This window comes from Pseudomonas sp. SWRI50, assembly GCF_014269095.1.
In the GTDB taxonomy this organism is placed as follows: domain Bacteria; phylum Pseudomonadota; class Gammaproteobacteria; order Pseudomonadales; family Pseudomonadaceae; genus Aquipseudomonas; species Aquipseudomonas kermanshahensis.
The window spans coordinates 114,570-137,034 of the sequence record NZ_JABWRW010000007.1; the positions used below are offsets into that span (position 1 = coordinate 114,570).

General features: G+C 62.7%; 19 protein-coding genes. 11 read left to right on the forward strand and 8 right to left on the reverse strand.

Annotation, left to right across the window (positions count from 1 at the left end; all coding sequences use genetic code 11):
- The first annotated feature begins 44 nt into the window (after positions 1 to 44).
- The 4 genes from fmt to HU750_RS10300 are packed head-to-tail and all read left to right on the forward strand — an operon-like array spanning position 45 to position 4,001.
- On the forward strand, positions 45 to 977 hold the full coding sequence (fmt, locus tag HU750_RS10285; RefSeq protein ID WP_186679267.1) for a methionyl-tRNA formyltransferase: 933 nt from the start codon (positions 45 to 47) through the stop codon (positions 975 to 977).
- Positions 974 to 2,284, forward strand: coding sequence for a 16S rRNA (cytosine(967)-C(5))-methyltransferase RsmB (gene rsmB / locus HU750_RS10290; protein ID WP_186679269.1), 1,311 nt, complete (start codon positions 974 to 976; stop codon positions 2,282 to 2,284). The genes fmt and rsmB overlap by 4 nt, the downstream gene beginning before the upstream one ends.
- A gap of 23 nt (positions 2,285 to 2,307) precedes the next feature.
- Positions 2,308 to 3,681: a Trk system potassium transporter TrkA gene (trkA, locus tag HU750_RS10295; RefSeq protein ID WP_027592050.1), complete on the forward strand. Its 1,374-nt coding sequence runs from the start codon at positions 2,308 to 2,310 to the stop codon at positions 3,679 to 3,681.
- An 11-nt stretch (positions 3,682 to 3,692) separates the two neighbouring features.
- Positions 3,693 to 4,001: a tetratricopeptide repeat protein gene (locus HU750_RS10300; protein WP_186679271.1), complete on the forward strand. Its 309-nt coding sequence runs from the start codon at positions 3,693 to 3,695 to the stop codon at positions 3,999 to 4,001.
- A gap of 366 nt (positions 4,002 to 4,367) precedes the next feature.
- Here the strand turns inward: HU750_RS10300 and HU750_RS10305 are convergent, their stop codons facing one another.
- The gene (locus HU750_RS10305; RefSeq protein ID WP_027592052.1) at positions 4,368 to 5,255 is read right to left on the reverse strand and encodes a lysophospholipid acyltransferase; all 888 of its coding nucleotides are present in this window, start codon (positions 5,253 to 5,255) and stop codon (positions 4,368 to 4,370) included.
- A gap of 41 nt (positions 5,256 to 5,296) precedes the next feature.
- Positions 5,297 to 5,848: a DNA-3-methyladenine glycosylase I gene (locus HU750_RS10310; RefSeq protein ID WP_027592053.1), complete on the reverse strand. Its 552-nt coding sequence runs from the start codon at positions 5,846 to 5,848 to the stop codon at positions 5,297 to 5,299.
- 83 nt (positions 5,849 to 5,931) lie between these two features.
- Here HU750_RS10310 and glyQ point away from each other — a divergent pair, with 83 nt between their 5' ends.
- Genes glyQ through HU750_RS10330 form a run of 4 tightly spaced genes read left to right on the forward strand, consistent with a single transcriptional unit; the run spans position 5,932 to position 10,289 of the window.
- Positions 5,932 to 6,879 carry a glycine--tRNA ligase subunit alpha gene (gene glyQ / locus HU750_RS10315; protein WP_027592054.1) on the forward strand — a complete coding sequence of 316 codons (948 nt, stop codon included), beginning with the start codon at positions 5,932 to 5,934 and terminating at the stop codon, positions 6,877 to 6,879.
- Positions 6,876 to 8,927, forward strand: coding sequence for a glycine--tRNA ligase subunit beta (glyS, locus tag HU750_RS10320; protein ID WP_027592055.1), 2,052 nt, complete (start codon positions 6,876 to 6,878; stop codon positions 8,925 to 8,927). The genes glyQ and glyS overlap by 4 nt, the downstream gene beginning before the upstream one ends.
- 3 nt (positions 8,928 to 8,930) lie before the next feature.
- Positions 8,931 to 9,458: a D-glycero-beta-D-manno-heptose 1,7-bisphosphate 7-phosphatase gene (gmhB, locus tag HU750_RS10325; protein WP_027592056.1), complete on the forward strand. Its 528-nt coding sequence runs from the start codon at positions 8,931 to 8,933 to the stop codon at positions 9,456 to 9,458.
- 60 nt (positions 9,459 to 9,518) lie between these two features.
- Positions 9,519 to 10,289 (forward strand): lysophospholipid acyltransferase family protein, encoded by a 771-nt coding sequence (locus tag HU750_RS10330; RefSeq protein WP_027592057.1) that lies wholly within the window; start codon positions 9,519 to 9,521, stop codon positions 10,287 to 10,289.
- A gap of 180 nt (positions 10,290 to 10,469) precedes the next feature.
- Here HU750_RS10330 and HU750_RS10335 read toward each other — a convergent pair whose 3' ends face one another.
- Positions 10,470 to 12,089 carry an MFS transporter gene (locus HU750_RS10335; RefSeq protein ID WP_186679273.1) on the reverse strand — a complete coding sequence of 540 codons (1,620 nt, stop codon included), beginning with the start codon at positions 12,087 to 12,089 and terminating at the stop codon, positions 10,470 to 10,472.
- Positions 12,090 to 12,186: 97 nt separating this feature from the next.
- Positions 12,187 to 13,833, reverse strand: a complete 1,647-nt coding sequence (locus tag HU750_RS10340) for a GMC family oxidoreductase (RefSeq protein WP_186679276.1) — start codon at positions 13,831 to 13,833, stop codon at positions 12,187 to 12,189.
- Between the two features lie 160 nt (positions 13,834 to 13,993).
- On the opposite strand from HU750_RS10340, the gene HU750_RS10345 reads away from it, so the two are divergent.
- The gene (locus HU750_RS10345) at positions 13,994 to 14,881 is read left to right on the forward strand and encodes a LysR family transcriptional regulator (protein WP_027592060.1); all 888 of its coding nucleotides are present in this window, start codon (positions 13,994 to 13,996) and stop codon (positions 14,879 to 14,881) included.
- Here HU750_RS10345 and HU750_RS10350 read toward each other — a convergent pair.
- From HU750_RS10350 to HU750_RS10360, 3 genes are read right to left on the reverse strand one after another with little or no spacing between them, the layout of a single operon-like run.
- Entirely contained in the window at positions 14,870 to 15,688 is an 819-nt protein-coding gene (locus tag HU750_RS10350) for a TSUP family transporter (RefSeq protein WP_186679277.1), read from the reverse strand. The genes HU750_RS10345 and HU750_RS10350 overlap by 12 nt on opposite strands.
- The gene (locus HU750_RS10355; RefSeq protein WP_186679278.1) at positions 15,685 to 16,965 is read right to left on the reverse strand and encodes an NAD(P)/FAD-dependent oxidoreductase; all 1,281 of its coding nucleotides are present in this window, start codon (positions 16,963 to 16,965) and stop codon (positions 15,685 to 15,687) included. Before HU750_RS10355 ends, HU750_RS10350 begins: the two co-directional genes overlap by 4 nt.
- A 39-nt stretch (positions 16,966 to 17,004) precedes the next feature.
- On the reverse strand, positions 17,005 to 17,889 hold the full coding sequence (locus HU750_RS10360) for an MBL fold metallo-hydrolase (RefSeq protein ID WP_186679279.1): 885 nt from the start codon (positions 17,887 to 17,889) through the stop codon (positions 17,005 to 17,007).
- Between the two features lie 221 nt (positions 17,890 to 18,110).
- Here HU750_RS10360 and HU750_RS10365 point away from each other — a divergent pair, with 221 nt between their 5' ends.
- Positions 18,111 to 19,412, forward strand: coding sequence for a sigma-54 interaction domain-containing protein (locus HU750_RS10365; protein WP_186679290.1), 1,302 nt, complete (start codon positions 18,111 to 18,113; stop codon positions 19,410 to 19,412).
- 140 nt (positions 19,413 to 19,552) lie between these two features.
- Positions 19,553 to 19,975, forward strand: a complete 423-nt coding sequence (locus tag HU750_RS10370) for an RcnB family protein (protein ID WP_186679306.1) — start codon at positions 19,553 to 19,555, stop codon at positions 19,973 to 19,975.
- 68 nt (positions 19,976 to 20,043) lie between these two features.
- On the opposite strand, the gene gyrB is transcribed toward HU750_RS10370, so the two are convergent.
- A complete protein-coding gene (gene gyrB, locus HU750_RS10375) occupies positions 20,044 to 22,464 on the reverse strand; it encodes a DNA topoisomerase (ATP-hydrolyzing) subunit B (RefSeq protein WP_027592066.1) in 2,421 nt (806 codons plus the stop codon).
- Position 22,465 lies beyond the last annotated feature (1 nt).

Here is a 22,465-nt window from a genome sequence, read left to right on the forward strand (position 1 = left end):
GGCTTGCTCCGGCAAGCCTTTTTCTTTTTTGCAGCGAGAACTCCATGCGCATCGTCTTCGCAGGCACTCCAGAGTTTGCCGCCGAACACCTCAAGGCACTGCTCGACAGCCCCTATGAGATCGTGGCCGTCTACACCCAGCCGGACCGCCCAGCCGGGCGTGGCCAGAAGCTCATGCCGAGCGCGGTCAAAGCACTGGCCGTGGCCCACGACATCCCGGTGCTGCAGCCGCCAACCCTGCGCAATGCCGATGCCCAGGCGGAACTCGCCGCGCTCAAGCCCGACCTGATGGTGGTGGTCGCCTACGGCCTTATCCTGCCCCAGGCCGTGCTGGATATTCCGCGCCTTGGTTGCATCAACAGCCACGCCTCCTTGCTGCCACGCTGGCGCGGTGCAGCGCCGATCCAGCGCGCCGTGGAAGCCGGCGATGCTGAGAGCGGCGTGACCGTGATGCGCATGGAAGCGGGCCTGGACACCGGCCCGATGCTGCTCAAGGTGGTCACCCCGATCAGCGCTGAAGACACCGGCGGCACCCTGCATGACCGCCTCGCCGAAATGGGCCCGCCTGCGGTGATTCAGGCCATTGCTGGCCTTGCCGACGGCTCGCTGCAGGGTGAAGCCCAGGATGACGCCCTGGCCACCTATGCCCACAAGCTGAACAAAGACGAAGCACGCATCGACTGGAGCCGCCCGGCCGTGGAGCTGGAGCGCCTGGTGCGTGCCTTCAACCCGTGGCCGGTGTGCCACAGCACCCTGGACGGCGAAAGCGTGAAGGTGCTCGCTGCCACGTTGTCCACAGGCAACGGCGCCCCTGGCGAGATCCTGTCTGCCAGCAAGGACGGCCTGGTAGTCGCCTGCGGTGACCAGGCACTGAGCCTGACCCGTCTGCAACTGCCCGGCGGCAAGGCACTGAACTTCAGCGACTTGTTCAACAGCCGCCGCGAGAAATTCGCCAACGGCAAGGTGCTCGGCCAATGAACCCACGCCTGGCCGCCGCCCGTGCCTTGGCCGCTGTGCTCAGCGGCAAGGCTTCGCTGAACAGCTCATTGCCGGCACAACTGGACAAGGTCGACGAACGCGACCGGGGCCTGACCCAAGACCTGGCCTTCGGTACCGCCCGCTGGCAGCCGCGCCTCGACCTGCTCGCGGCGCAGTTGCTGCAGAAGCCGTTCAAAGCGGCCGATGCCGATGTGCAGGCCTTGATGCTGGTCGGCCTGTACCAGCTGTTCTACACGCGCATTCCGGCGCACGCCGCCATCGGCGAAACCGTGGGTTGCGCCGACAAGCTGAAAAAGCCGTGGGCCAAAGGCCTGCTCAACGCTGTGCTGCGCCGCGCGCAGCGTGAAGGCGAAGCGCTGCTCGCTGGCATGGAGCGCGACCCGGTGGTGCGCACTGCCCACCCGCGCTGGCTGCAGAAATCGCTGAAGGCCTTCTGGCCCGAGCAATGGGAAGCCATCTGCGCCGCCAACAACGCCCACCCGCCGATGATTTTGCGGGTCAACCGCCGCCACCACAGCCGCGATGCCTACCTGGCCTTGCTGGCTGAGGCCGGCGTGGGCGCCAGCGCCTGCCAGTACAGCCGTGACGGCATCGTGCTGAATGAGCCCTGCGATGTGCGCAGCCTGCCTGGCTTTGCCGAAGGCTGGGTGAGCGTGCAGGACGAAGCCGCGCAGCTGTCCGCCGACCTGCTCGAACTGGCCCCCGGCCAACGCGTGCTCGACGCCTGCTGTGCCCCGGGCGGCAAGACTTGCCACTTGCTCGAAGCCGAAGCTGGCCTGGCGCAGGTGGTGGCCATCGACCTGGAAGCCAAGCGCCTGACCCGCGTGCGCGAGAACCTCGATCGCCTGCAACTGGACGCCGAGCTGATCGCCTGCGATGCCCGCGACACCGCCAGCTGGTGGGACGGCAAAACGTTCCAGCGCATCCTGCTCGACGCCCCGTGCTCGGCCACCGGTGTAATCCGCCGCCACCCGGACATCAAACTGACCCGTCAGGCCGACGACATTCCGGCCCTGGCCATGTTGCAGGGCGAGCTGCTCGATGCCCTGTGGCCAACCCTGGAAGTGGGCGGCATGCTGCTTTACGCCACCTGCTCGAGCTTGCCGACCGAGAACACCGAGGTGATCGACGCCTTCCTCGCCCGCACCCCGGGCGCCCGTGAGTTGGACCTGGCCACCGAGGCCGGCCTGCGCCAGCCACATGGCCGCCAGTTGCTGGCCCAGGAAGGCGGCCACGACGGGTTCTACTATGCCAAGCTGATCAAGATCGCCGCGTCACGCGGATAAGCACAACGGTTAGGGAGTAGCGGATGAAGATCATCATCCTCGGCGCGGGGCAGGTGGGCGGTACGCTGGCAGAACACCTGGCCAGCGAGGCCAACGACATTACCGTGGTCGACACCGACGGCGAGCGCCTGCGCGACCTCGGCGACCGCCTGGACATCCGCACGGTGCAAGGCCGCGGCTCGCTGCCGACGGTGCTGCGCCAGGCCGGTGCCGACGACGCCGACATGCTGGTGGCGGTGACCAACAGCGACGAGACCAACATGGTGGCCTGCCAGGTCGCCTACTCGTTGTTCCACACCCCGACCAAGATCGCCCGGGTACGGGAGTCGGCCTACCTCACCCGCGAAGAGCTGTTCCACAACGACCACATCCCGGTCGATGTGCTGATCAGCCCCGAGCAGGTGGTGACCAACTACATCAAGCGCCTGATCGAGCACCCAGGTTCACTGCAGGTAATCGACTTCGCCGAAGGCAAGGCGCAACTGGTGGCGGTCAAGGCGTACTACGGCGGCCCGCTGGTGGGCCAGCAGTTGCGCCAGATCCGTGCGCACATGCCCAACGTCGACACCCGTGTGGCGGCGATCTTCCGCCGTGACCGGCCGATCACCCCACGCGGCGACACCGTGATCGAGGCCGATGACGAAGTGTTCTTCATCGCTGCGAAAAAAGACATCCGCGCCGTGATGGGCGAGCTGCGACGCATCGACGAGACCAACAAGCGCGTGGTCATCGCCGGTGGCGGGCAGATTGGCGAGCGCTTGGCCGAGGCCATCGAAAGTCGCTATCAGGTGAAGATCATCGAGATGAACCCGGCCCGCTGCCGCCACCTCTCCGACACCCTGGAAAGCACCGTGGTGCTGCAGGGCAGTGCGTCGGACAAAGACCTGATGCTCGAAGAGAACATCGCCGACGCCGACATCTTCCTGGCCCTGACCAACGACGACGAGGCCAACATCATGTCGTCGCTGCTGGCCAAGCGCCTGGGTGCGCGCAAGGTGATGACCATCATCAACAACCCGGCCTATGTGGACCTGGTGCAGGGCGGTGAGATCGACATCGCCATCAGCCCACAGTTGGCCACCATTGGTACCTTGCTGGCCCACGTGCGGCGTGGCGATATCGTCAGCGTGCACTCCCTGCGCCGCGGCGCGGCCGAGGCCATCGAAGCCGTGGCGCATGGCGATTCGAAGTCGAGCAAAGTGGTCGGCAAGGCCATCGAAGACATCGCCCTGCCGCCAGGCACCACCATTGGCGCGATCATTCGTGACGAAGAGGTGATGATTGCCCACGACGACACAGTGATCGAATCGGGTGACCATGTGATTCTGTTCGTTGTGGATAAAAAGCACATTCGGGATGTGGAGAAGCTGTTCCACGTCGGCTTGAGTTTCTTCTAGGAGAAGAGGGCATGCGCGAATCGCTGGAAAAGATGCTGGCCAAGGGTGTGGATAACCCGCTGTTGAGGTTCGGCCTTGGCAAGGCCTGGCTGGACGAGGGCAATGGCGCTGAGGCGGCGGTGCACCTGGCGCGTTGCGTGGAACAGGACCCGAAGTATTCGGCAGCGTGGAAGTTGCTGGGTAAGGCGTATCAGTTGCAGGGGGATTTGGCGGCGGCGCGCAAGGCCTGGGAGGACGGGATCGTGGCGGCGCAGGCCCATGGGGATAAGCAGGCCGAGAAAGAGATGACTATATTTCTCAAGAAGTTGAATAAAGTCTGAGATTGCCGGGGCTGCTTTGCAGCCCATTCGCGGGGCAAGCCCGCTCCCACAAGTCCTGCGCAACCTGAGTGTCACCCTGTACTTGTGGGAGCGGGCTTGCCCCGCGAATGGGCTGGCCATCTCCCACAAGTCCTGCACAACCTGAGGGTCACTCTGTACCTTGTGGGAGCGGGCTTGCCCCGCGAATGGGCTGGCCATCTCCCACAAGTCCTGCGCAGCCTGGGTCACTCTATACCTTGTGGGAGCGGGCTTGCCCCGCGAATGGGCTGGCCATCTCCCACAAGTCCTGCACAACCTGAGGGTCACTCTGTACCTTGTGGGAGCGGGCTTGCCCCGCGAATGGGGCGCAAAGCGCCCCCAACTATCTCAATACCAACGCGGCTCACCCGCCGGGCGCTTCTTGAAGCGCTTCATGCTCCACATGTACTGGCTCGGATACTCACGCACATACCGCTCGACCACCTTGCTCATGGCCGCCGCCGACTCGGTCACATCCGTGCTGTACATCGCCTCCGGCGCCGCTTCCAGAATCACCCGGAACCCAGACCCATCCGGCAGCCGCAACGCATGCAGGAACACACCCACCGCCTTGCCACCGGCCAGCATGTTCGGCACGAACTTGCTGGTCAGCGCCTGGGTGCCCAGGAACGGCACGAACACACCCGCCGACTCAGCAGGTTCCGGGTCCGCCGGAATGCCCACCTGGCCCCCGCGGCGCACTTCCTTGATCACGCTGAGGATGCCTTCCTTGGTCGAAGGCGCCACGCGGTTACCCATCTGCACTCGCTGTTCACGCAACAAATCATCCACAGCTTTGAGCTTCGGCGGGCGGTAGAAGATGATCGGTTTGCACTGGTTGCAATAGAAGTGGTTCAACACTTCCCAGTTACCCAGGTGGCTGGTGATGCCCACCACGCCCTTGCCCGAGGCCAGGGCCTGCTCCAGCACTTCCAGGCCGTGCACTTCCTTGACCAGTTCCAGCGAACGCTGCGGTGGCCAGATCCAGGCACAAGCGCTTTCGACAAAGGATTTGCCGATGTCTCTCAGCGCACGGCCGACCAGTTGCTCACGTTCGGCCGGGTCCATCTCCGGGAAACACTTGGCGAGGTTGATACGCACCACGTTGCGCGACCCGTTCGGGACCTTCCACATCAGCCAGCCGATACCGGCGCCGACGCGCTGCACAGCGCCCCAGGGCAACTTGGCGAACAGTCGAAGCACCCCGACCATCAGGGCGCCCTTGAACTTTTCCACAGGCGAATTCCTTATTTCAGCAAGGCGCGCATTGTACCCCGTCAGCGCGCCAAGGCGGCGTAGCGATCACAATCGGTGGTGTGGTCCATGACCATACCGGTGGCCTGCATGAAGGCATAACAGATGGTTGGGCCGACAAACGTGAAGCCGGCTTTTTGCAGGGCCTTGCTCATTGCCTTCGCTTCATCGGTAACGGCAGGCATTTCGCTTCGGTCCTTGAAATGGTTGACTTTGGGCGTGCCGCCCACAAACGACCAGAGCCACTCGGCTGGGTTATCCACAGCCAGCCAGGCCTGGGCGTTGCGCCGGGCCGCCTTGAGCTTGAGGCGGTTGCGGATGATGCCGGCGTCGAGCATCAGTGCTTCGATGCGTTCATCGCTCATCTGCGCCAACTTCACCGGGTCGAAGCCATGCATCACCTCGCGATAACGCTCGCGTTTACGTAAAACCGTGATCCATGACAGCCCCGCCTGGAACCCTTCGAGCAAAAGCATCTCGAACAGCAACGCCGGATCACGCTGCGGTGTTCCCCATTCCTGGTCGTGGTAGGCCTGGTACAACGGATCGTCGGTACACCAAAAGCAGCGTGGCATAAGGCTCCAATGAGTAGAGGGCGAGGCGAATCAGGTTATACTCCCGCTCTTTACATCCGCATCCCCAGATACAGGTGAATTTCGTGAGCCAGCCTACGCCAGCCGTGCGTACCTTCCAAGACCTGATCCTCGCCCTGCAGAACTACTGGGCAGCTCAAGGTTGTGTGGTGCTTCAGCCCTACGATATGGAAGTAGGCGCCGGCACTTTCCATACCGCCACGTTCCTGCGCGCCGTCGGCCCAGAGACCTGGAACGCCGCCTACGTGCAGCCTAGCCGTCGCCCTGCCGACGGGCGGTATGGCGAAAACCCAAACCGCCTGCAGCACTACTACCAGTTCCAGGTGGTGCTCAAGCCGAACCCGGCCAACTTCCAGGAGCTGTACCTCGGCTCGCTTAAAGCCATTGGCCTGGATCCGCTGGTCCACGATATCCGTTTCGTCGAAGACAACTGGGAATCGCCAACCCTCGGCGCCTGGGGCCTGGGCTGGGAAATCTGGCTCAACGGCATGGAGGTGACCCAGTTCACCTACTTCCAGCAAGTGGGCGGCATCGAGTGCTACCCGGTCACCGGTGAAATCACCTACGGCCTCGAACGCCTGGCCATGTACATCCAGGGTGTCGACTCGGTCTACGACCTGGTATGGGCCGATGGCCCGTTCGGCAAGGTTACCTACGGCGACGTGTTCCACCAGAACGAAGTCGAGCAGTCGACCTACAACTTCGAACACGCCAACGTCGAAAAACTGTTCGAACTGTTCGACTTCTACGAAAGCGAAGCCAACCGCCTGATCAAGCTGGAGCTGCCGCTGCCGACCTACGAAATGGTCCTGAAGGCTTCGCACACCTTCAACCTGCTTGACGCCCGCCGCGCCATCTCGGTGACCGAGCGCCAGCGTTACATCCTGCGCGTACGTACCCTGGCCCGGGACGTGGCGCAAAGCTATCTGCAAGCCCGCGCACGCCTGGGCTTCCCGATGGCCACCCCTGAATTGCGTGACGAAGTGTTGGCTAAGCTGGAGGCTGCACAATGAGTGCTCAAGATTTCCTGGTAGAACTGGGCACCGAAGAGCTGCCACCCAAGGCCCTCGCCAGCCTGGGCGACGCCTTCCTGGCCGGTATCGAGAAAGGCCTGCAGGCCGCTGGCCTGAACTACGCCAGCAAATCGGTATACGCCGCGCCGCGCCGCCTGGCCGTACTGATCCGCCAGCTTGACGTGCAGCAGCCTGACCGCAGCATCAACATCGACGGCCCGCCCCTGCAGGCTGCTTTCAAAGACGGCGAGCCGACCCAAGCGGCCCTGGGCTTTGCCAAGAAGTGCGGTGTAGAGCTGTCGGAAATCGACCAGAGCGGCGCCAAGCTGCGTTTCTCCCAGCACATCCCGGGCAAGGCCACTACCAGCCTGCTGCCGACCATCGTCGAAGACTCGCTCAACGACCTGCCGATCCCCAAGCGCATGCGCTGGGGCGCCAGCCGCGAAGAGTTCGTGCGCCCAACCCAGTGGCTGGTGATGCTGCTTGGCGACCAGGTCGTCGACTGCACCATCCTCGCCCAGCAGGCCGGCCGTGAGTCCCGTGGCCACCGCTTCCACCACCCGGAAAACGTGGTTATCACCACCCCGGCCAACTACGTCGAAGACCTGCGCAAAGCCTACGTGCTGGCCGACTTCGCCGAGCGCCGCGAGCTGATTGCCAAGCGCACCGCCGAACTGGCCCTGCAGCAGGAAGGCAGCGCCATCGTGCCGCCGGCGCTGCTGGACGAAGTGACCGCGCTGGTCGAGTGGCCAGTGCCGCTGGTGTGCTCGTTCGAGGAGCGTTTCCTCGACGTGCCGCAAGAAGCCCTGATCACCACCATGCAGGACAACCAGAAGTACTTCTGCCTGCTGGACAGCGAAGGCAAGCTGCTGCCGCGCTTCATCACCGTGGCCAACGTCGAAAGCCGTGACCCGAAGCAGATCATCGAAGGCAACGAAAAGGTCGTGCGCCCACGCCTGACCGATGCCGAGTTCTTCTTCAAGCAAGACAAGAAGCAGCCGCTGGAAACCTTCAACGAGCGCCTCAAGAACGTGGTGTTCCAGGCTCAACTGGGCACCGTGTACGACAAGGCCGAGCGTGTTTCCAAGCTGGCCGCGTTCATTGCCCCGCTGATTGGCGGCGACGCCCAGCGCGCCGCGCGTGCCGGCCTGCTGTCCAAGTGCGACCTGGCCACCGAGATGGTCGGCGAGTTCCCTGAGATGCAGGGCGTTGCCGGTTACTACTACGCGCTCAACGATGGCGAGCCGCAAGACGTCGCCATGGCGCTGAACGAGCAGTACATGCCGCGCGGTGCTGGCGCCGAGCTGCCAGAGACCGTCACCGGTGCTGCCGTGGCGATCGCTGACAAGCTCGACACCCTGGTCGGTATCTTCGGCATCGGCATGCTGCCAACCGGCAGCAAAGACCCGTACGCACTGCGCCGCGCCGCGCTGGGCGTGCTGCGCATCCTGATCGAGAAGCAGCTGGACCTGGACCTGACCGGTGCGGCCGAGTTCGCGGTCAAGCAGTTCGGTGCCAAGGTCAAGGCTGCCGGCCTGGCTGAGCAAGTGCTGGAGTTCATCTTCGATCGCCTGCGTGCACGCTACGAAGACGAAGGCATCGACGTGGCCACCTACCTGTCGGTACGCGCCCTGAAGCCGGGTTCTGCCCTGGACTTCGACCAGCGTGTGCAGGCCGTGCAGGCGTTCCGCAAACTGCCGGAAGCCGAAGCCCTGGCCGCGGTGAACAAGCGCGTATCGAACCTGCTGAGCAAGGCCGAAGGCGCCATCGCCGAACAGGTCGAGCCGAAGTACTTCGACAACGCCAACGAGTTCTCCCTGTACTCGGCCATTCAGCAGGCCGACCAGGCCGTGCAACCGATGGCCGCTGCGCGCCAGTACAGCGAGTCGCTGGCCCGCCTGGCAGCCCTGCGTGACCCGGTCGACGCCTTCTTCGAGGCGGTGATGGTCAACGCCGAGGACGCCAAGGTCCGCGCCAACCGTTATGCCCTGCTCAGCCGCCTGCGCGGTCTGTTCCTGGGTGTGGCCGACATCTCGCTGCTGGGGTAAGCCTTGAAACTGCTGATTCTCGATCGAGACGGGGTGATCAACTATGACTCCGACGCTTACATCAAGTCGCTGGAGGAGTGGATCCCCATCCCCGGCTCGGTCGAGGCCATCGCGCAGTTGAGCAAAGCGGGCTGGACGGTGGCCGTGGCCACTAACCAGTCCGGCATTGCCCGCGGCTATTACCCGGTGCAAACCCTCGAGGCCATGCACGCGCGCCTGCGTGCGTTGGTGGCCGAGCAGGGCGGCGAAGTGGGCCATATCGTCTATTGCCCACATGGCCCGGATGAAGGCTGCGATTGCCGCAAGCCCAAGCCGGGCATGCTGCGGGCGATAGCCGAGCACTACCAGGCCGACCTTGGCGGCGTGTGGTTTGTCGGCGACAGCCAAGGTGACCTTCAGGCCGCCCTGGCCGTCGGTGCACAACCCGTGTTGGTGAAAACCGGCAAGGGCGAGCGGACCCTGGAAAAAGGTGTCCCTGAAACTACACTGATTTTCGACGATCTGGCAGCTATCGCCAGAGAACTAATTTAAACAGTGCGCCTTAGGGCGCATTTTCTCAGGCGGGCACGCCCCGCAACGGTACATGCCACTATGTCGATCCTGCAGGCGATCAGAATCTTTCTTTTTTACCTGCTGCTGGGCACCAGCTCGTTGCTGTGGTGCTCCCTGAGCTTTTTTGTCGCGCCCTTCTTGTCGTTCCCCAAGCGATACACGTTCATCAACGTGTACTGGTGCCGTTGCGCGTTATTTTTGACCCGCACCATCCTTGGCATCGATTACAAGATCACCGGCGCCGAGAATGTGCCGAATGAGCCGTGTGTGATCCTGTCCAACCATCAGAGCACCTGGGAGACCTTCTTCCTTTCCCAGTACTTCTCGCCGCTCAGCCAAGTGCTCAAGCGCGAGCTGCTGTACGTGCCGTTCTTCGGCTGGGCCATGGCGATGCTGCGGCCCATCGCGATCAACCGCGACAACCCCAAAGAAGCCCTGCGTCAGGTCGCCAGCCAAGGTGATGAACTGCTCAAGCAGGGTGTGTGGGTGCTGATCTTCCCAGAGGGCACCCGCGTGCCGTTTGGCACCGTCGGCAAGTTCTCCCGTGGCGGTACCGCGCTGGCGGTCAATGCCGGCCTGCCGGTGCTGCCCATTGCGCACAACGCGGGCAAGTTCTGGCCCAAGGCTGGCTGGGGCAAGCGTGCCGGCACCATCGAGGTGGTGATCGGTGAGCCGATGTACGCCAACGGCACCGGCCCTCGTGCAATTGCCGAGCTCAATGACCGCGCCGCCGCCTGGAACGAGGCCACGCAAAGGGCCCTGGGTTCGCTGCCACCCGCGGCTGAAAAGCCACAGGAGCAGACTGCTTGAGTTTCTGTGGATAACTTGTGAGCAGTTTTTCTGCGATCTGTTCTATGTATGCAGTAAGTGATTGAATTAGCTGTTTATTTCTTCACATGACAGATTTGCGAAAAACGTGCATAAGTTTTTTCGCGGCATAAAAAAACCGGCTTTTAAAGCCGGTTTTTTTATGGGTGAACCTGAGCCGCGTCAGACCTTGTCGATGTCCACGTCCTTGGTTTCTTTCAGGCAGAAAATCCCCACCACCAGGCTGATGCCGGTCACCAGCACCGGGTACCACAGCCCGTAGAAGATATCCCCGGTATACACCACCAGCGCGAACGACACCGTCGGCAGGAAGCCACCGAACCAGCCGTTGCCGATGTGGTAGGGCAGGGACATCGAGGTATAGCGGATACGGGTCGGGAACAGCTCGACCATCACCGCCGCCAGTGGGCCATAGGTCATGGTCGCAATCAGGATCATCGCCACGATCAGCACCACCACCATCACCTGGTTGACCTGCCCCGGATCAGCCTTGGCTGGGTACCCCGCCTGCTCGATCGCCGAGCGCATGGCGGTCTCGTCGAAACCATTGATGGTCTTGTCGCCAATGTTGACCACCACCTCGCTGCCAGCCACGCTCACCGAGCTGTACGGCAGGCCCTGCTTGACCAGGAACGTCTTGACCTTGTCGCATGGGCTGTCGAAGCGCGCCTTGCCAACCGGGTCGAACTGGAAGGTGCAGCCCTGCGGGTCGGCGGTCACGACGATCGGTGCCTGGCGGCTGGCGGCATCGATCTGCGGGTTGGCGTAATGGCTGAGCGCCTTGAACAGCGGGAAGTACAGCACCGTGGCCAGCAGCAGGCCGAGCATCAGAATCGGCTTACGCCCGATACGATCCGACAGCCAACCGAAGAACACGAAGAACGGCGCGCCGATCACCACACTGATGATCAGCAGCGTGTTGGCCTGGGCGGGGTCCATCTTGAGCATCTGGGTCATGAAGAACAGCACGTAGAACTGCGCGGTGTAGAAGGTCACCGCCTGGCCAGCATTGATGCTGAACAGGGCAGTGAGCACCACCTTGAGGTTCGGCCAGGAGGTGAACGACTCGCGGATCGGCGATTTGCTGATCTTGCCCTGGGCCTTCATTTTCACGAAGGCAGGCGACTCATGCATGCTCATGCGAATCCAGGTGGAAATCGCCAGCAGGAAAATCGACAGCAGGAACGGCAGGCGCCAGCCCCAGGTTTCGAACTGGTCACCACTGATGTAACGGCTGCCCAGTACGACCAGCAACGACAGCAGCAGGCCCAGGGTGGCGGTGGATTGAATGAAACCGGTATGGAAGCCGCGTTTACCCGGCGGGGCATGCTCGGCCACGTAGGTGGCCGCGCCACCGTACTCGCCCCCAAGCGCCAGGCCCTGCAGCATGCGCAGGATTACCAGGATGATCGGTGCCGCAATACCAATGCTGGCATAGGTGGGCAGCAGGCCGACGGCAAAGGTCGACAGGCCCATCAGCACGATGGTCACCAGGAAGGTGTACTTGCGCCCGATCATGTCGCCCAGCCGGCCAAACACCAGCGCACCGAAGGGGCGAACCAGGAAGCCGGCGGCGAAGGCCATCAAGGCAAAGATGAAGGCCGTGGTGTCGTTGACCCCAGCAAAGAACTGCTTGCTGATGACCGCCGCCAGCGCGCCATAGAGAAAAAAGTCATACCACTCGAAAACCGTCCCGAGGGATGACGCGAAAATGATCTTTCTTTCTTCACGACGGCTGGCGCTGCTGGCCGTCGCACCCTGCTCTTGGATGTAATCCGACATCGTTGCTGTCCTCGGCCCACAGGCCACAGTGATTATTCTTTTTGTTCCACTGTCGGCAGCCTCCGACCGCAAGCTGCCGGTGTTGCACGCACCCGGGTCAGGGCGTCGGTATTGCGTCTTCGTTTAGGTAGGTCTGGGTCGCAGCTCCTTTGAGGATAAGTTGCGCCGCCTTTTCGGCGATCATCAGCGTGGGTGAACAGGTATTGCCGGAGGTGATCTGCGGCATGATCGAGGCATCCGCCACCCGCAAGCCGGGGATGCCATGCACCCGCAGCTGGTTATCCACAACATCCTCTGGGCCACTGCCCATGCGGCAGGTGCCCACGGGATGGAAGATGGTGGTGCCAATCTTGCCAGCGGCCTCAAACAACTCGTCTTCGCTTTGCAGGGCCGGGCCCGGCAGGTATTCCTGGGGGGCGAAGGCCGCGAGGGCAGGGGCCTGGACGATGCGCCGCGTCATGCGGATGGCGTCTGCGGCGACCCGCAAGTCCTGTGGGTCACTGAGGTAGTTAGGGTCGATCAGTGGCGCGCTGTGCATATCAGCGGCGCGGATGTCGATGCGCCCGCGGCTGAGCGGGCGCAGGTTGCACACCGAAGCGGTGAAGGCCGGGAAGCGGTGCAATGGCTCGCCGAACCGCTCCAGCGACAAGGGCTGCACGTGGTACTGCAAGTTGGCCGTGGCCTGTTCGGGGCTGGAGCGCACAAACGCACCCAGCTGGCTAGGCGCCATGGCCAGCGGGCCGCTGCGGTCATAGAGATAACGCAGGCCCATGCCCATCTTGCCCCACAGGCTGTTGGCCATCTGGTTCAGGGTACGGGTGTTGCGGATCTGGTAGATCAGGCGCAATTGCAGGTGGTCCTGCAGGTTGCCGCCGACACCGGGCATGTCATGCCGCACGCCAATGCCCAAGTCTTCGAGCAGCTTGCGCGGGCCGATGCCAGACCGTTGCAGGATCCCCGGCGAGCCGACGGCGCCGGCGCACAGAATGATCTCGCGACGGGCAGCGAACTCGTGCCAGGCACCTTGCCAGCGGGCTTTTACCGCACGGGCACGGGTGTTGTTGAGCAGTACCTGATCGACCTCTACACCGGTCAGCACCGTCAGGTTGGACCGGCTGAGCACGGGCCGAAGAAACGCCTTTGACGCGTTCCAGCGCACGCCACTGCGCTGGTTGACCTGAAAGTATCCACAGCCCTGGTTGTCACCGGTGTTGAAGTCGTCGACCTTGGCGATGCCACTTTGCTCGGCCGCCTCGCGGAACGCATCGAGGATCGGCCAGCTGTAACGCTGACGCTCGACCCGCCATTCGCCGGCAGCGCCATGGTGCTCGCTGTTACCGGCAAAGTGGTTTTCACTGGCCTTGAACAGTGGCAGTACGTCCTTCCAGGCCCAGCCTGGGTTGCCTTGCTCGGCCCAGTGGTCATAGTCAGCCGCCTGGCCGCGCATGTAGATCATGCCGTTGATCGATGAACAACCGCCCAGCACCTTGCCCCGTGGATAACCCAGGCTGCGACCACCCAGGCCGCTTTGTGCTTCGGTCTTGAAGCACCAGTCAGTGCGGGGGTTGCCGATGCAATAGAGGTAGCCGACGGGGATGTGGATCCAGGGGTAGTTGTCACGGCCACCCGCTTCCAGCAGCAGCACGCGGCAGGAAGGGTCGGCGGACAATCGATTGGCCAGCAGGCACCCGGCTGAACCGGCGCCCACGACCACGTAGTCGAAGACAGAATCGGCTGATGGCATGTGCAACCTCGCGCCTGATTATTGTTCTTGTCCCGAACCATCTTATTGATTAATTTCGCTGTGGAAACACGAGATTTCGCGCAGCCGCTGTGCGTTTTAGCACAGTGACATGTCTGCTTTGGCCATCGCCGGCCAGAGTGAACAGCCCAAAAGGATCAGCATGTTCGACTGGAACGATCTGCGGTTTTTCCTCGAGTTGCAGCGCAGCGGCCGTTTGCTCACTGCCGCCAAACGCCTCAATACCACCCACAGCACCGTCGCCCGGCATATCGAGAGCATCGAGAAAAGCCTGGGCACGCCACTGTTCGTGCAGCACGCCCAAGGTTACGACCTGACCCCGTCCGGGCAGGCCCTGCTCAAGCACGCCGAAGCCATGGAAAACGTCGCCTTGCTGGCGCAGGAAGAAATCACCCAAGCCATCACCCCGCTGGGCAAGATCCGCCTGGGGGTGACCGAAGGCATTGGCATCATGTTCTTCACCCCGCGCATGAACGCGCTGTTCGAGCGCTACCCAGGCCTTGAGGTGGAACTGGTGGCGGTGCCGCGCTTCGTCAGCATCCTCAACCGCGAGGCGGAAATCAGCATCCACCTGGAGCGGCCCAACGCCGACCTGCTGATCACCCGCAAGCTCACCGACTACCGCCTGGCGCTCTACGCCAGCCAAGCGTACCTCGACCGCGCACCGCCGCTGCGCAACCGCGAAGACTTGGCTCGGCACAGCTGGATCGGCTACGTCGATGACCTGCTGTTCAGCCAGGAGCTGCTGTTTCTCAACAGTTTCTGCCGCGCGCCCAACGTAGCATTTCGCAGCACCAGCGTGATCGCCCAGCAACACGCGGCGCGCGCGGGCCTTGGCATTGCCGTGCTGCCCAACTTCATGGCGCGCCATGACCCGACGCTGGTCCGGGTGCTGCCCAGCGAAACCATCCAGCGCAGCTATTGGATCTGCACCCGTCGCGAGCTGCACAAATCGGTGCGCCTGCGGGTAGTGTGGGACTACCTGCTGGCGCTGTGTGCCGCCGAACAGGGCGAGCTGCTAGCCCAGTAGCGCCTTGCCGGCCAACAGCAGGGCGGCCGCCCAACCGGCCACGGCAAACATCTGCTGCAAGCGCGGCCCGGCGAGTTTGGCTGCCAATGGCCGCGCCAGCAGCAAACCGACCACCGCACCGAGCGCAAACGGTGCGCCGACCTGCCAGTGCATCACCCCCGCCAGGCTGGCGCTGACCACGCTCCCCGTGGACACCAGTGCAATCACCGCCAGCGAGGTCGAGACAATGCTGGCCATGCGCAAATTGGTGTAGCGGTTCAAGGCGGGGATGATCACAAACCCACCGCCCACGCCCAGCAACCCGGACAGCAACCCCGACAGCGCGCCGGTAAAGGCCAGGGCGCGTGCGCAGGGCAACGTCCAGCGTAAACGGCCCTGCAGCGGGTTGAGCACGCAGGGTTCGATGTAGCGGTGAGCATCGTTGGCTTCACCGCGCAGCTCCCTGGCCGCCTTGCGCCAAATGCGCAGGCAGGCGTAGACCAGCACGCCGGCGAATACCAATGCCAGCGGCGTGTTGGGCACACGGTGCGCCAGCATGAGGCCCAAGGGCGCGACCGCGATGCCGATCAGGGCGATGAACAACGCCGCTCGGTAGCGCACCAACCCCTGACGCAAACCCAGCACTGCCCCCACGGCGGCAGCAAGGCCCACCGCCAACAGGCCGACTGGCGCCGCCTCGGCCATCGACAGGCCAAGGCCAAACACCAGCAATGGCACCGCAAGAATACCGCCCCCCGCACCGGTCAAGGCCAGCACGGCACCGATGCCCGCCCCCAAGCCTGCGCCCAACAGTTGGTGTTCGATCACTGTTTGGCCTCAGCTACCAATGGCTGCGGCCGCGCCAACCATTCACGCCCCTTGAGCATGCCTTTCCAGTACAACGGCGGCAGTACCCGCGCCTTGAGCAACCAGGCCAGGCGCGTCGGCCGTCGGCCATCGAGTAGCCAACGGGGGAAGCTCGGCGCCACTTTGCCGCCGTAGGTGAACTCGGCCAGCACGATCTTGCCGCGCTCGACAGTCAGCGGGCACGAACCATAGCCGTCGTACATGGCAAGGGTAGGGAGCCTGCCCAACGCCACCAGCACGTTATTGGCCACTACCGGCGCCTGCTTGCGCGCTGCCGCAGCAGTCTTGGCATTACTGGTGTTGGCCACGTCGCCCAGGGCATGGATAGTGGTGAACTTTCGATGGCGCAAGGTCTGCGGGTCGACGTCGACCCAGCCCGCGCTGTCTGCTAACGGGCTCTCGCGAATGAAGTCTGGCGCCACCTGCGGCGGCACCACGTGCAGCATGTCGAAGGCCTCGACTCGGGTTTCAGTGCTGCCGTCGGCCAAGGTACGCACGAACGTCGCGCGCTTGCCGGGGCCATCGACCGCCACCAGGCGATGGGCGTAGTTAAGGTCCACGGCGTACTTGTCGATGTAAGCCATCAGTGCGGGCACGTAGTCGGCCACGCCAAACAGCACGGCCCCGGCGTTGAAGTAACTGGCTTTCACATCCCCCAAGTGCCCGTGGCGCAGCCAGTGGTCGCAAGACAGGTACAGCGCCTTCTGCGGCGCACCAGCGCACTTGATCGGCATCGGCGGTTGGGTGAACAAGGCGCGGCCCTGCTTGAGCTGCTGCACCAGTTGCCAGGTGTACGAGGCCAGGTCGTAGCGGTAGTTGGAGGTCACGCCGTTACGGCCCAGTGTCTCGCTCAGGCCGTCGATGGCCTGCCAATCGAGTTTCAGGCCTGGGCAAACCACCAACTGTTCATAGCTGATAGCGCGGCCATCCTCGAGTACGACCAACTGGCCCAAGGGGTCGAAGCCCTGCACGCGCGCCTTGATCCAATGCACGCCACGGGGAAGGGTCGAGGCCATGGTGCGCGCCGTGTCTGGCGCCTTGAACACACCGGCGCCGACCAGGGTCCAGCCGGGCTGGTAGTAATGCACGTCGGCGGGGTCGATCAGGGCGATATCCAGTGACGGATCACGGCTGATCAGGCTGGACGCGGTGGCGATACCGGCAGCGCCGGCACCGACGATCACCACTTTGTGGTGGTCGGTATTGAGCGTGTTGGCAGGGTGGAGCAAGGCAGGCATGGCGGTATTTCCTGGAAATCTCGTTATGGGTAAAAGCGGTTAAAGCATGTTCAAAGGAATCTTCAGGTAGCTCACGCCATTGGCCTCGGGCTCAGGGAAGTGGCCGCTGCGCATGTTGACCTGCACCGATGGCAGGATCAGCACGGGCATGTCGAGGGTCTTGTCGCGGGCTTCGCGCATGGCCACGAAGCTGTCTTCGTCGATGCCGTGGTGAATGTGGACGTTGCTGCCTCGTTGCTCGGCCACGGTCGTGACGTATTGCATGTCGCGCCCGCCCGGCAAGTAGTCGTGGCACATGAACAACCGGGTCTGGTCGGGGAAGGCCAGCAGGCGGCGGATCGAGCGATACAGGGTGCGGGCATCGGCGCCGGGGAAGTCGCAACGGGCCGTGCCATAGTCGGGCATGAACAGCGTGTCACCGACGAACACCGCCGTTTCACCGCCATCGACCACCACATAGCTCATGCAGGCGGGGGTGTGCCCCGGCGTGTGCAAAGCACGGGCATGCAGGTTGCCGATACGGAAACCTTCCTCATCCTCCAGCAGGACATCGAACTGGCTGCCATCCCGGGCAAAGCCGGGTTCGGCATTGAACAGCGCGCCAAACACTTTCTGCACCTGGGTGATCTGCGCACCGATGGCGGTGTGGCCGCCGAGCTTGTCCTTCAGATAGGCCGCGGCCGACAGGTGGTCTGCATGCACATGGGTTTCCAGTATCCACTGCACCTCGGCATCGAGCGCCTTTACCCGGGTGATCAACCGGTCTGCCGAGGCGGTGCAGGTGCGCCCCGACTTGGGGTCGTAATCCAAAACGCTGTCGATCAACGCGCATTTGCGCGTCTCGCCGTCCATGAGCAAGTAGCTGATGGTCGAGGTCGCCTCGTCGAAGAAGGCTTCCACGTGAAGGTTGTTACCGATGATCATCAAGTTCTCCAAAGTTTCCTACGCCCCTATAGAGGCGTAGGCAGTGACCGGAGGTTTATCAAGATGCATGCCAGGGTTTTTCACAGGCCTTGGCCAATGAATACGGGCCAGGCTGGCGCTTGCCTGGCAACATGGCAGCCACGTTGGCAGTCGACTGTCAGCCAATGGCAGTGTTTGGCAGTCCTTGCTACCCTCCGCCGGGTTATCACATCGGTGCCGTCATGCCTGAGCCTCATCACATCATCCTAGCGTTGGTTTCCTACCTCGAACACGATGCCCTGCCCACCATCGTGCTGGACACGGACTACAACATCCTCGCAGCCAACGCGGCCTACCGCCGCCAGTTCGGCCGAGACCAGCAGGCGCCGCTGGGTGAAAAATGCCACAAGGTCTCGCACCACTATGCCGTGCCGTGCGACCAGGCCGGCGAGCATTGCCCCATGCGCAAGGCATGGGACAGCAAGGTGCCGGAACGTGTGCTGCACATTCATCACACGCCACGCGGCCCTGAGCATGTGGACGTCGAGCTGCGGCCAATCCTGGATGAGCAGGGCAGGGTGGTGGCCTTTGTCGAGCGGCTCACCACCATCACGCTCGCCGCAGCGCAACCTCAGCAGCAGGGCTTGGTAGGGCGGGCGCCAGCGTTCAAGGCAGCATTGGCCAGCCTGCAGCGCGCGGCGCCCGCGCAAATCCCGGTGTTGCTCCAGGGCGAATCGGGTACCGGCAAAGAGCTGTTCGCCCGCGCCCTGCACATGGGCAGCCCGCGCGCAAACGGGCCGTTGGTCGTGGTCGACTGCACCGGCTTGACCGAGTCGCTGTTCGAGAGCGAGCTGTTCGGCTACGAGAAAGGGGCGTTCACCGGCGCCAACCAACGCAAGATCGGCCTGGCCGAAGCCGCACATGGCGGCACGTTGTTCCTCGACGAAATCGGCGAAGTGCCGATGGCCATGCAGGTCAAGCTGCTGCGCCTGATCGAGTCCGGCAGCTTCCGCCCGGTGGGCAGCCTGCGGACCGTGCACTCGGATTTCCGTTTGGTCTCGGCCACGCACAAGCCGCTCAAGAAAATGGTCGCCGAAGGTACGTTCCGTGAGGATCTGTATTACCGCATCAGTGGCTTTCCTATACGGCTGCCTGCCCTGCGTGAGCGCGTGGAGGACCTGCCATTGCTGGTCGAGAGCCTGCTTCAGCGTATGGCTGGGCAGCCCGCGCCCAGGTTGGCCGATGCCGCATTGAAGCACCTCGGGCTGCATCCGTTCCCGGGCAATATCCGCGAGTTGCGTAACATCCTTGAACGGGCACGGCTGTTTGCCGATGACGGGCTGATTCGTCCCGAGCACCTGCCTGACGACATCGGCCCACCGATTGCACCCGGCGTGACCAGGGGCCGAGGCCATAGCGACCTGAGTGAGCTGGCGCAGGCGCTGGAGCAGTTTCAGGGCCCACGCAGTGAGCTGGCGCGCCACTTGGGCATGAGTGAGCGCACCCTCTATCGACGCCTGAAGGCACTGGGCCTGGGCACGTAGGCAGTCTAGGCCTTGCCCACCTTTACCTGACCTTTACCTCGAGCCAAGGAGTAGCTTGGCAAAACCGCTGTCTGATCCGTTAACCGCACCAGGCGAACCGAACTTGCGCTGGGCATTAACATGCAGAGGATCAGCAACACATGAAGAAAACCCTGACCGTGCTGTGCGCCGCGCTGATGTTCAGCGCGCCGCTGGCCAGCTTTGCTCAACCGGGCCCACCCCCGGGGCATGACAACGGCCCCTCCCATCAGGGCAACACACCGCATGGCAACGGCCAGCACGGCAAACAGCCGCAGGGTCGGCCGGGTAACGGCCATGCGCCAGCCCCTTACCAAAACCCGAACTTCCGTCCACAGCCGGGTATGCCGATACCTCATCAGCAATGGCAACGCGGGCATGCCGTTGACCCCCATTACCGCGGCGATCGCTACTGGGTAACCGACTGGCGTGCACGTCACCTCTATGCGCCACCGCGTGACCACCGTTGGTTGGCTGTGAATGGCGACTATGTGCTGGTGGCGATTGCCAGTGGGGTGATCGTGAACATTCTCAGCGGCTACTGACCCGCCGTATCGCACGCATGAAAAAGCCCGCTTTCGCGGGCTTTTTTTGTCGTTCAACCTACACCTGATCAGAAGTCCAGGTTCGATACCGACAGCGCGTTGCTTTCGATGAACTCGCGGCGAGGTTCCACTGCGTCGCCCATCAAGGTGTTGAAGATCTGATCGGCAGCGATCGCGTCTTCGATGGTGACCTTGAGCATGCGGCGCACGGTTGGGTCCATGGTGGTTTCCCACAGCTGGTCCGGGTTCATCTCACCCAGCCCTTTGTATCGCTGGATGGTGTGGCGCTTGGTGCTTTCGTTCATCAGCCAGTCCAGGCCTTCCTTGAACTCGACGATTGCCTTGCGGCGCTCGCCACGCTGCACATAAGCACCTTCGCCCAGCAGGCTTGCCAGCTTGGAACCGATGTTGACCACGGTACGGTAGTCGTTGCTGCCGAAGAAATCGCGGTTGAAGGTGATGTAGCTGGCCAGGCCGTGCGAGGTGATTTCCACTTCCGGCAGCCAGACATTGCGCTCCTTGTCTTCGCGCAGGCTGGCTTGATACGCCAGGCCCGACTTCTGGGTGCTGCTCAGACGCTCCTGGAACTTGGCCAGCCAGGCCTGCATCACAGCGTGGTCGCCCAGTTGCTCCAGGGTAACTTCCGGCAGGTAGATGAAGTGCTCGGTCAGCTCCTGTGGGTACAGGCGCGACAAACGCTTGAGGGTCTTCATCACGCCACGGAACTCGTTCACCAGGCTTTCCAGCTGAACGCCGGAAACCGCTGGCGCCGACTCGTCCAGGTGCAGGCTGGCATCTTCCAGGGCCGATTGGGTCATGTATTCTTCCATGGCCTCGTCGTCCTTGATGTACTGCTCCTGCTTGCCTTTCTTCACCTTGTACAACGGTGGCTGGGCAATGTAGATGTAGCCACGCTCGACCAGCTCCGGCAGCTGACGGAAGAAGAAGGTCAGCAGCAGGGTACGGATGTGCGAACCGTCAACGTCAGCATCGGTCATGATGATGATGTTGTGATAACGCAGTTTGTCGATGTTGTACTCTTCGCGACCGATACCACAGCCCAGTGCGGTGATCAGCGTACCGACCTCCTGGGACGAGATCATCTTGTCGAAGCGAGCCTTCTCGACGTTGAGGATCTTACCCTTCAACGGCAGGATCGCCTGAGTGCGACGGTTACGACCTTGCTTGGCCGAACCACCGGCGGAGTCACCCTCCACCAGGTACAGTTCGGAAAGGGCAGGGTCCTTCTCCTGGCAGTCGGCCAACTTGCCTGGCAAGCCCGCGATGTCCAGTGCACCTTTGCGGCGAGTCATTTCACGCGCCTTGCGCGCGGCTTCGCGGGCACGGGCGGCGTCGATCATCTTGCCGACAACAGCTTTGGCTTCGTTCGGGTTCTCGAGCAGGAAGTCCGAGAAGTACTTGTTCATCTCCTGTTCCACGGCGGTTTTCACCTCCGAGGAAACCAGCTTGTCTTTGGTCTGGGAGCTGAACTTGGGGTCAGGGACCTTGACCGAGATGATCGCGGTCAGGCCTTCACGGGCGTCATCGCCCGTGGTCGCCACCTTGTTCTTCTTGGCCAGGCCTTCCTGCTCGATGTAGCTGTTCAGGCTGCGGGTCAGCGAAGAACGGAAGCCCACCAAGTGAGTACCGCCATCGCGCTGCGGAATGTTGTTGGTGAAGCACAGCAGGTTTTCGTTGAAGCTGTCGTTCCACTGCAGGGCCACTTCAACACCCACACCATCGTCACGCTGGACGTTGAAGTGGAACACCTGGTTGTTCACCGGCGTCTTGTTGGTGTTCAGGTACTCGACGAACGCACGCAGGCCGCCTTCGTATTTGAAGAACTCTTCCTTACCGCTGCGTTCATCCTTGAGCAGAATGCCGACGCCCGAGTTGAGGAACGACAGTTCACGGATCCGCTTGGCCAGGATGTCCCAGCTGAAGTGGATGTTCTTGAACGTCTCAGCCGAAGGCTTGAAGTGGATGTGGGTACCGGTCGTTTCGCTGTCACCCACAATCGCCATCGGCGCTTGAGGGACACCATGAACGTAGGTTTGCTCCCAGATCTTGCCGCTGCGACGCACGGTCAGCACCAGCTTCTCGGACAGGGCGTTAACAACGGAAACACCCACACCGTGCAGGCCGCCCGAAACTTTGTACGAGTTGTCGTCGAACTTACCGCCGGCGTGCAGCACGGTCATGATGACCTCGGCTGCCGATACGCCTTCTTCTTTATGCACGTCAACCGGAATGCCGCGACCGTTGTCGCGCACGCTGATGGATTCATCCGTGTGGATGATGACAGTGATGTCATCGCAATGACCGGCGAGGGCTTCGTCGATCGAGTTGTCGACCACTTCGAAGACCATGTGGTGCAGGCCGCTACCATCATCGGTGTCGCCAATGTACATGCCGGGACGCTTGCGTACGGCATCCAAACCTTTCAGCACTTTAATGCTGGAGGAGTCGTACGTTTGATTTTCGCTCATG

What these genes read in the sequence shown, in the direction of transcription:
- trkA (WP_027592050.1), top strand. Translation starts at nt 2,308, where the DNA reads ATGAAGATCATCATCCTCGGCGCGGGGCAGGTGGGCGGTACGCTGGCA.
- HU750_RS10370 (WP_186679306.1), top strand. Translation starts at nt 19,553, where the DNA reads ATGAAGAAAACCCTGACCGTGCTGTGCGCCGCGCTGATGTTCAGCGCG.
- HU750_RS10360 (WP_186679279.1), bottom strand. Translation starts at nt 17,889, where the DNA reads ATGATCATCGGTAACAACCTTCACGTGGAAGCCTTCTTCGACGAGGCG.
- glyS (WP_027592055.1), top strand. Translation starts at nt 6,876, where the DNA reads ATGAGTGCTCAAGATTTCCTGGTAGAACTGGGCACCGAAGAGCTGCCA.
- HU750_RS10335 (WP_186679273.1), bottom strand. Translation starts at nt 12,089, where the DNA reads ATGTCGGATTACATCCAAGAGCAGGGTGCGACGGCCAGCAGCGCCAGC.
- HU750_RS10365 (WP_186679290.1), top strand. Translation starts at nt 18,111, where the DNA reads ATGCCTGAGCCTCATCACATCATCCTAGCGTTGGTTTCCTACCTCGAA.
- gyrB (WP_027592066.1), bottom strand. Translation starts at nt 22,464, where the DNA reads ATGAGCGAAAATCAAACGTACGACTCCTCCAGCATTAAAGTGCTGAAA.
- HU750_RS10310 (WP_027592053.1), bottom strand. Translation starts at nt 5,848, where the DNA reads ATGCCACGCTGCTTTTGGTGTACCGACGATCCGTTGTACCAGGCCTAC.
- HU750_RS10345 (WP_027592060.1), top strand. Translation starts at nt 13,994, where the DNA reads ATGTTCGACTGGAACGATCTGCGGTTTTTCCTCGAGTTGCAGCGCAGC.
- rsmB (WP_186679269.1), top strand. Translation starts at nt 974, where the DNA reads ATGAACCCACGCCTGGCCGCCGCCCGTGCCTTGGCCGCTGTGCTCAGC.
- HU750_RS10340 (WP_186679276.1), bottom strand. Translation starts at nt 13,833, where the DNA reads ATGCCATCAGCCGATTCTGTCTTCGACTACGTGGTCGTGGGCGCCGGT.
- fmt (WP_186679267.1), top strand. Translation starts at nt 45, where the DNA reads ATGCGCATCGTCTTCGCAGGCACTCCAGAGTTTGCCGCCGAACACCTC.
- HU750_RS10300 (WP_186679271.1), top strand. Translation starts at nt 3,693, where the DNA reads ATGCGCGAATCGCTGGAAAAGATGCTGGCCAAGGGTGTGGATAACCCG.
- HU750_RS10355 (WP_186679278.1), bottom strand. Translation starts at nt 16,965, where the DNA reads ATGCCTGCCTTGCTCCACCCTGCCAACACGCTCAATACCGACCACCAC.
- HU750_RS10330 (WP_027592057.1), top strand. Translation starts at nt 9,519, where the DNA reads ATGTCGATCCTGCAGGCGATCAGAATCTTTCTTTTTTACCTGCTGCTG.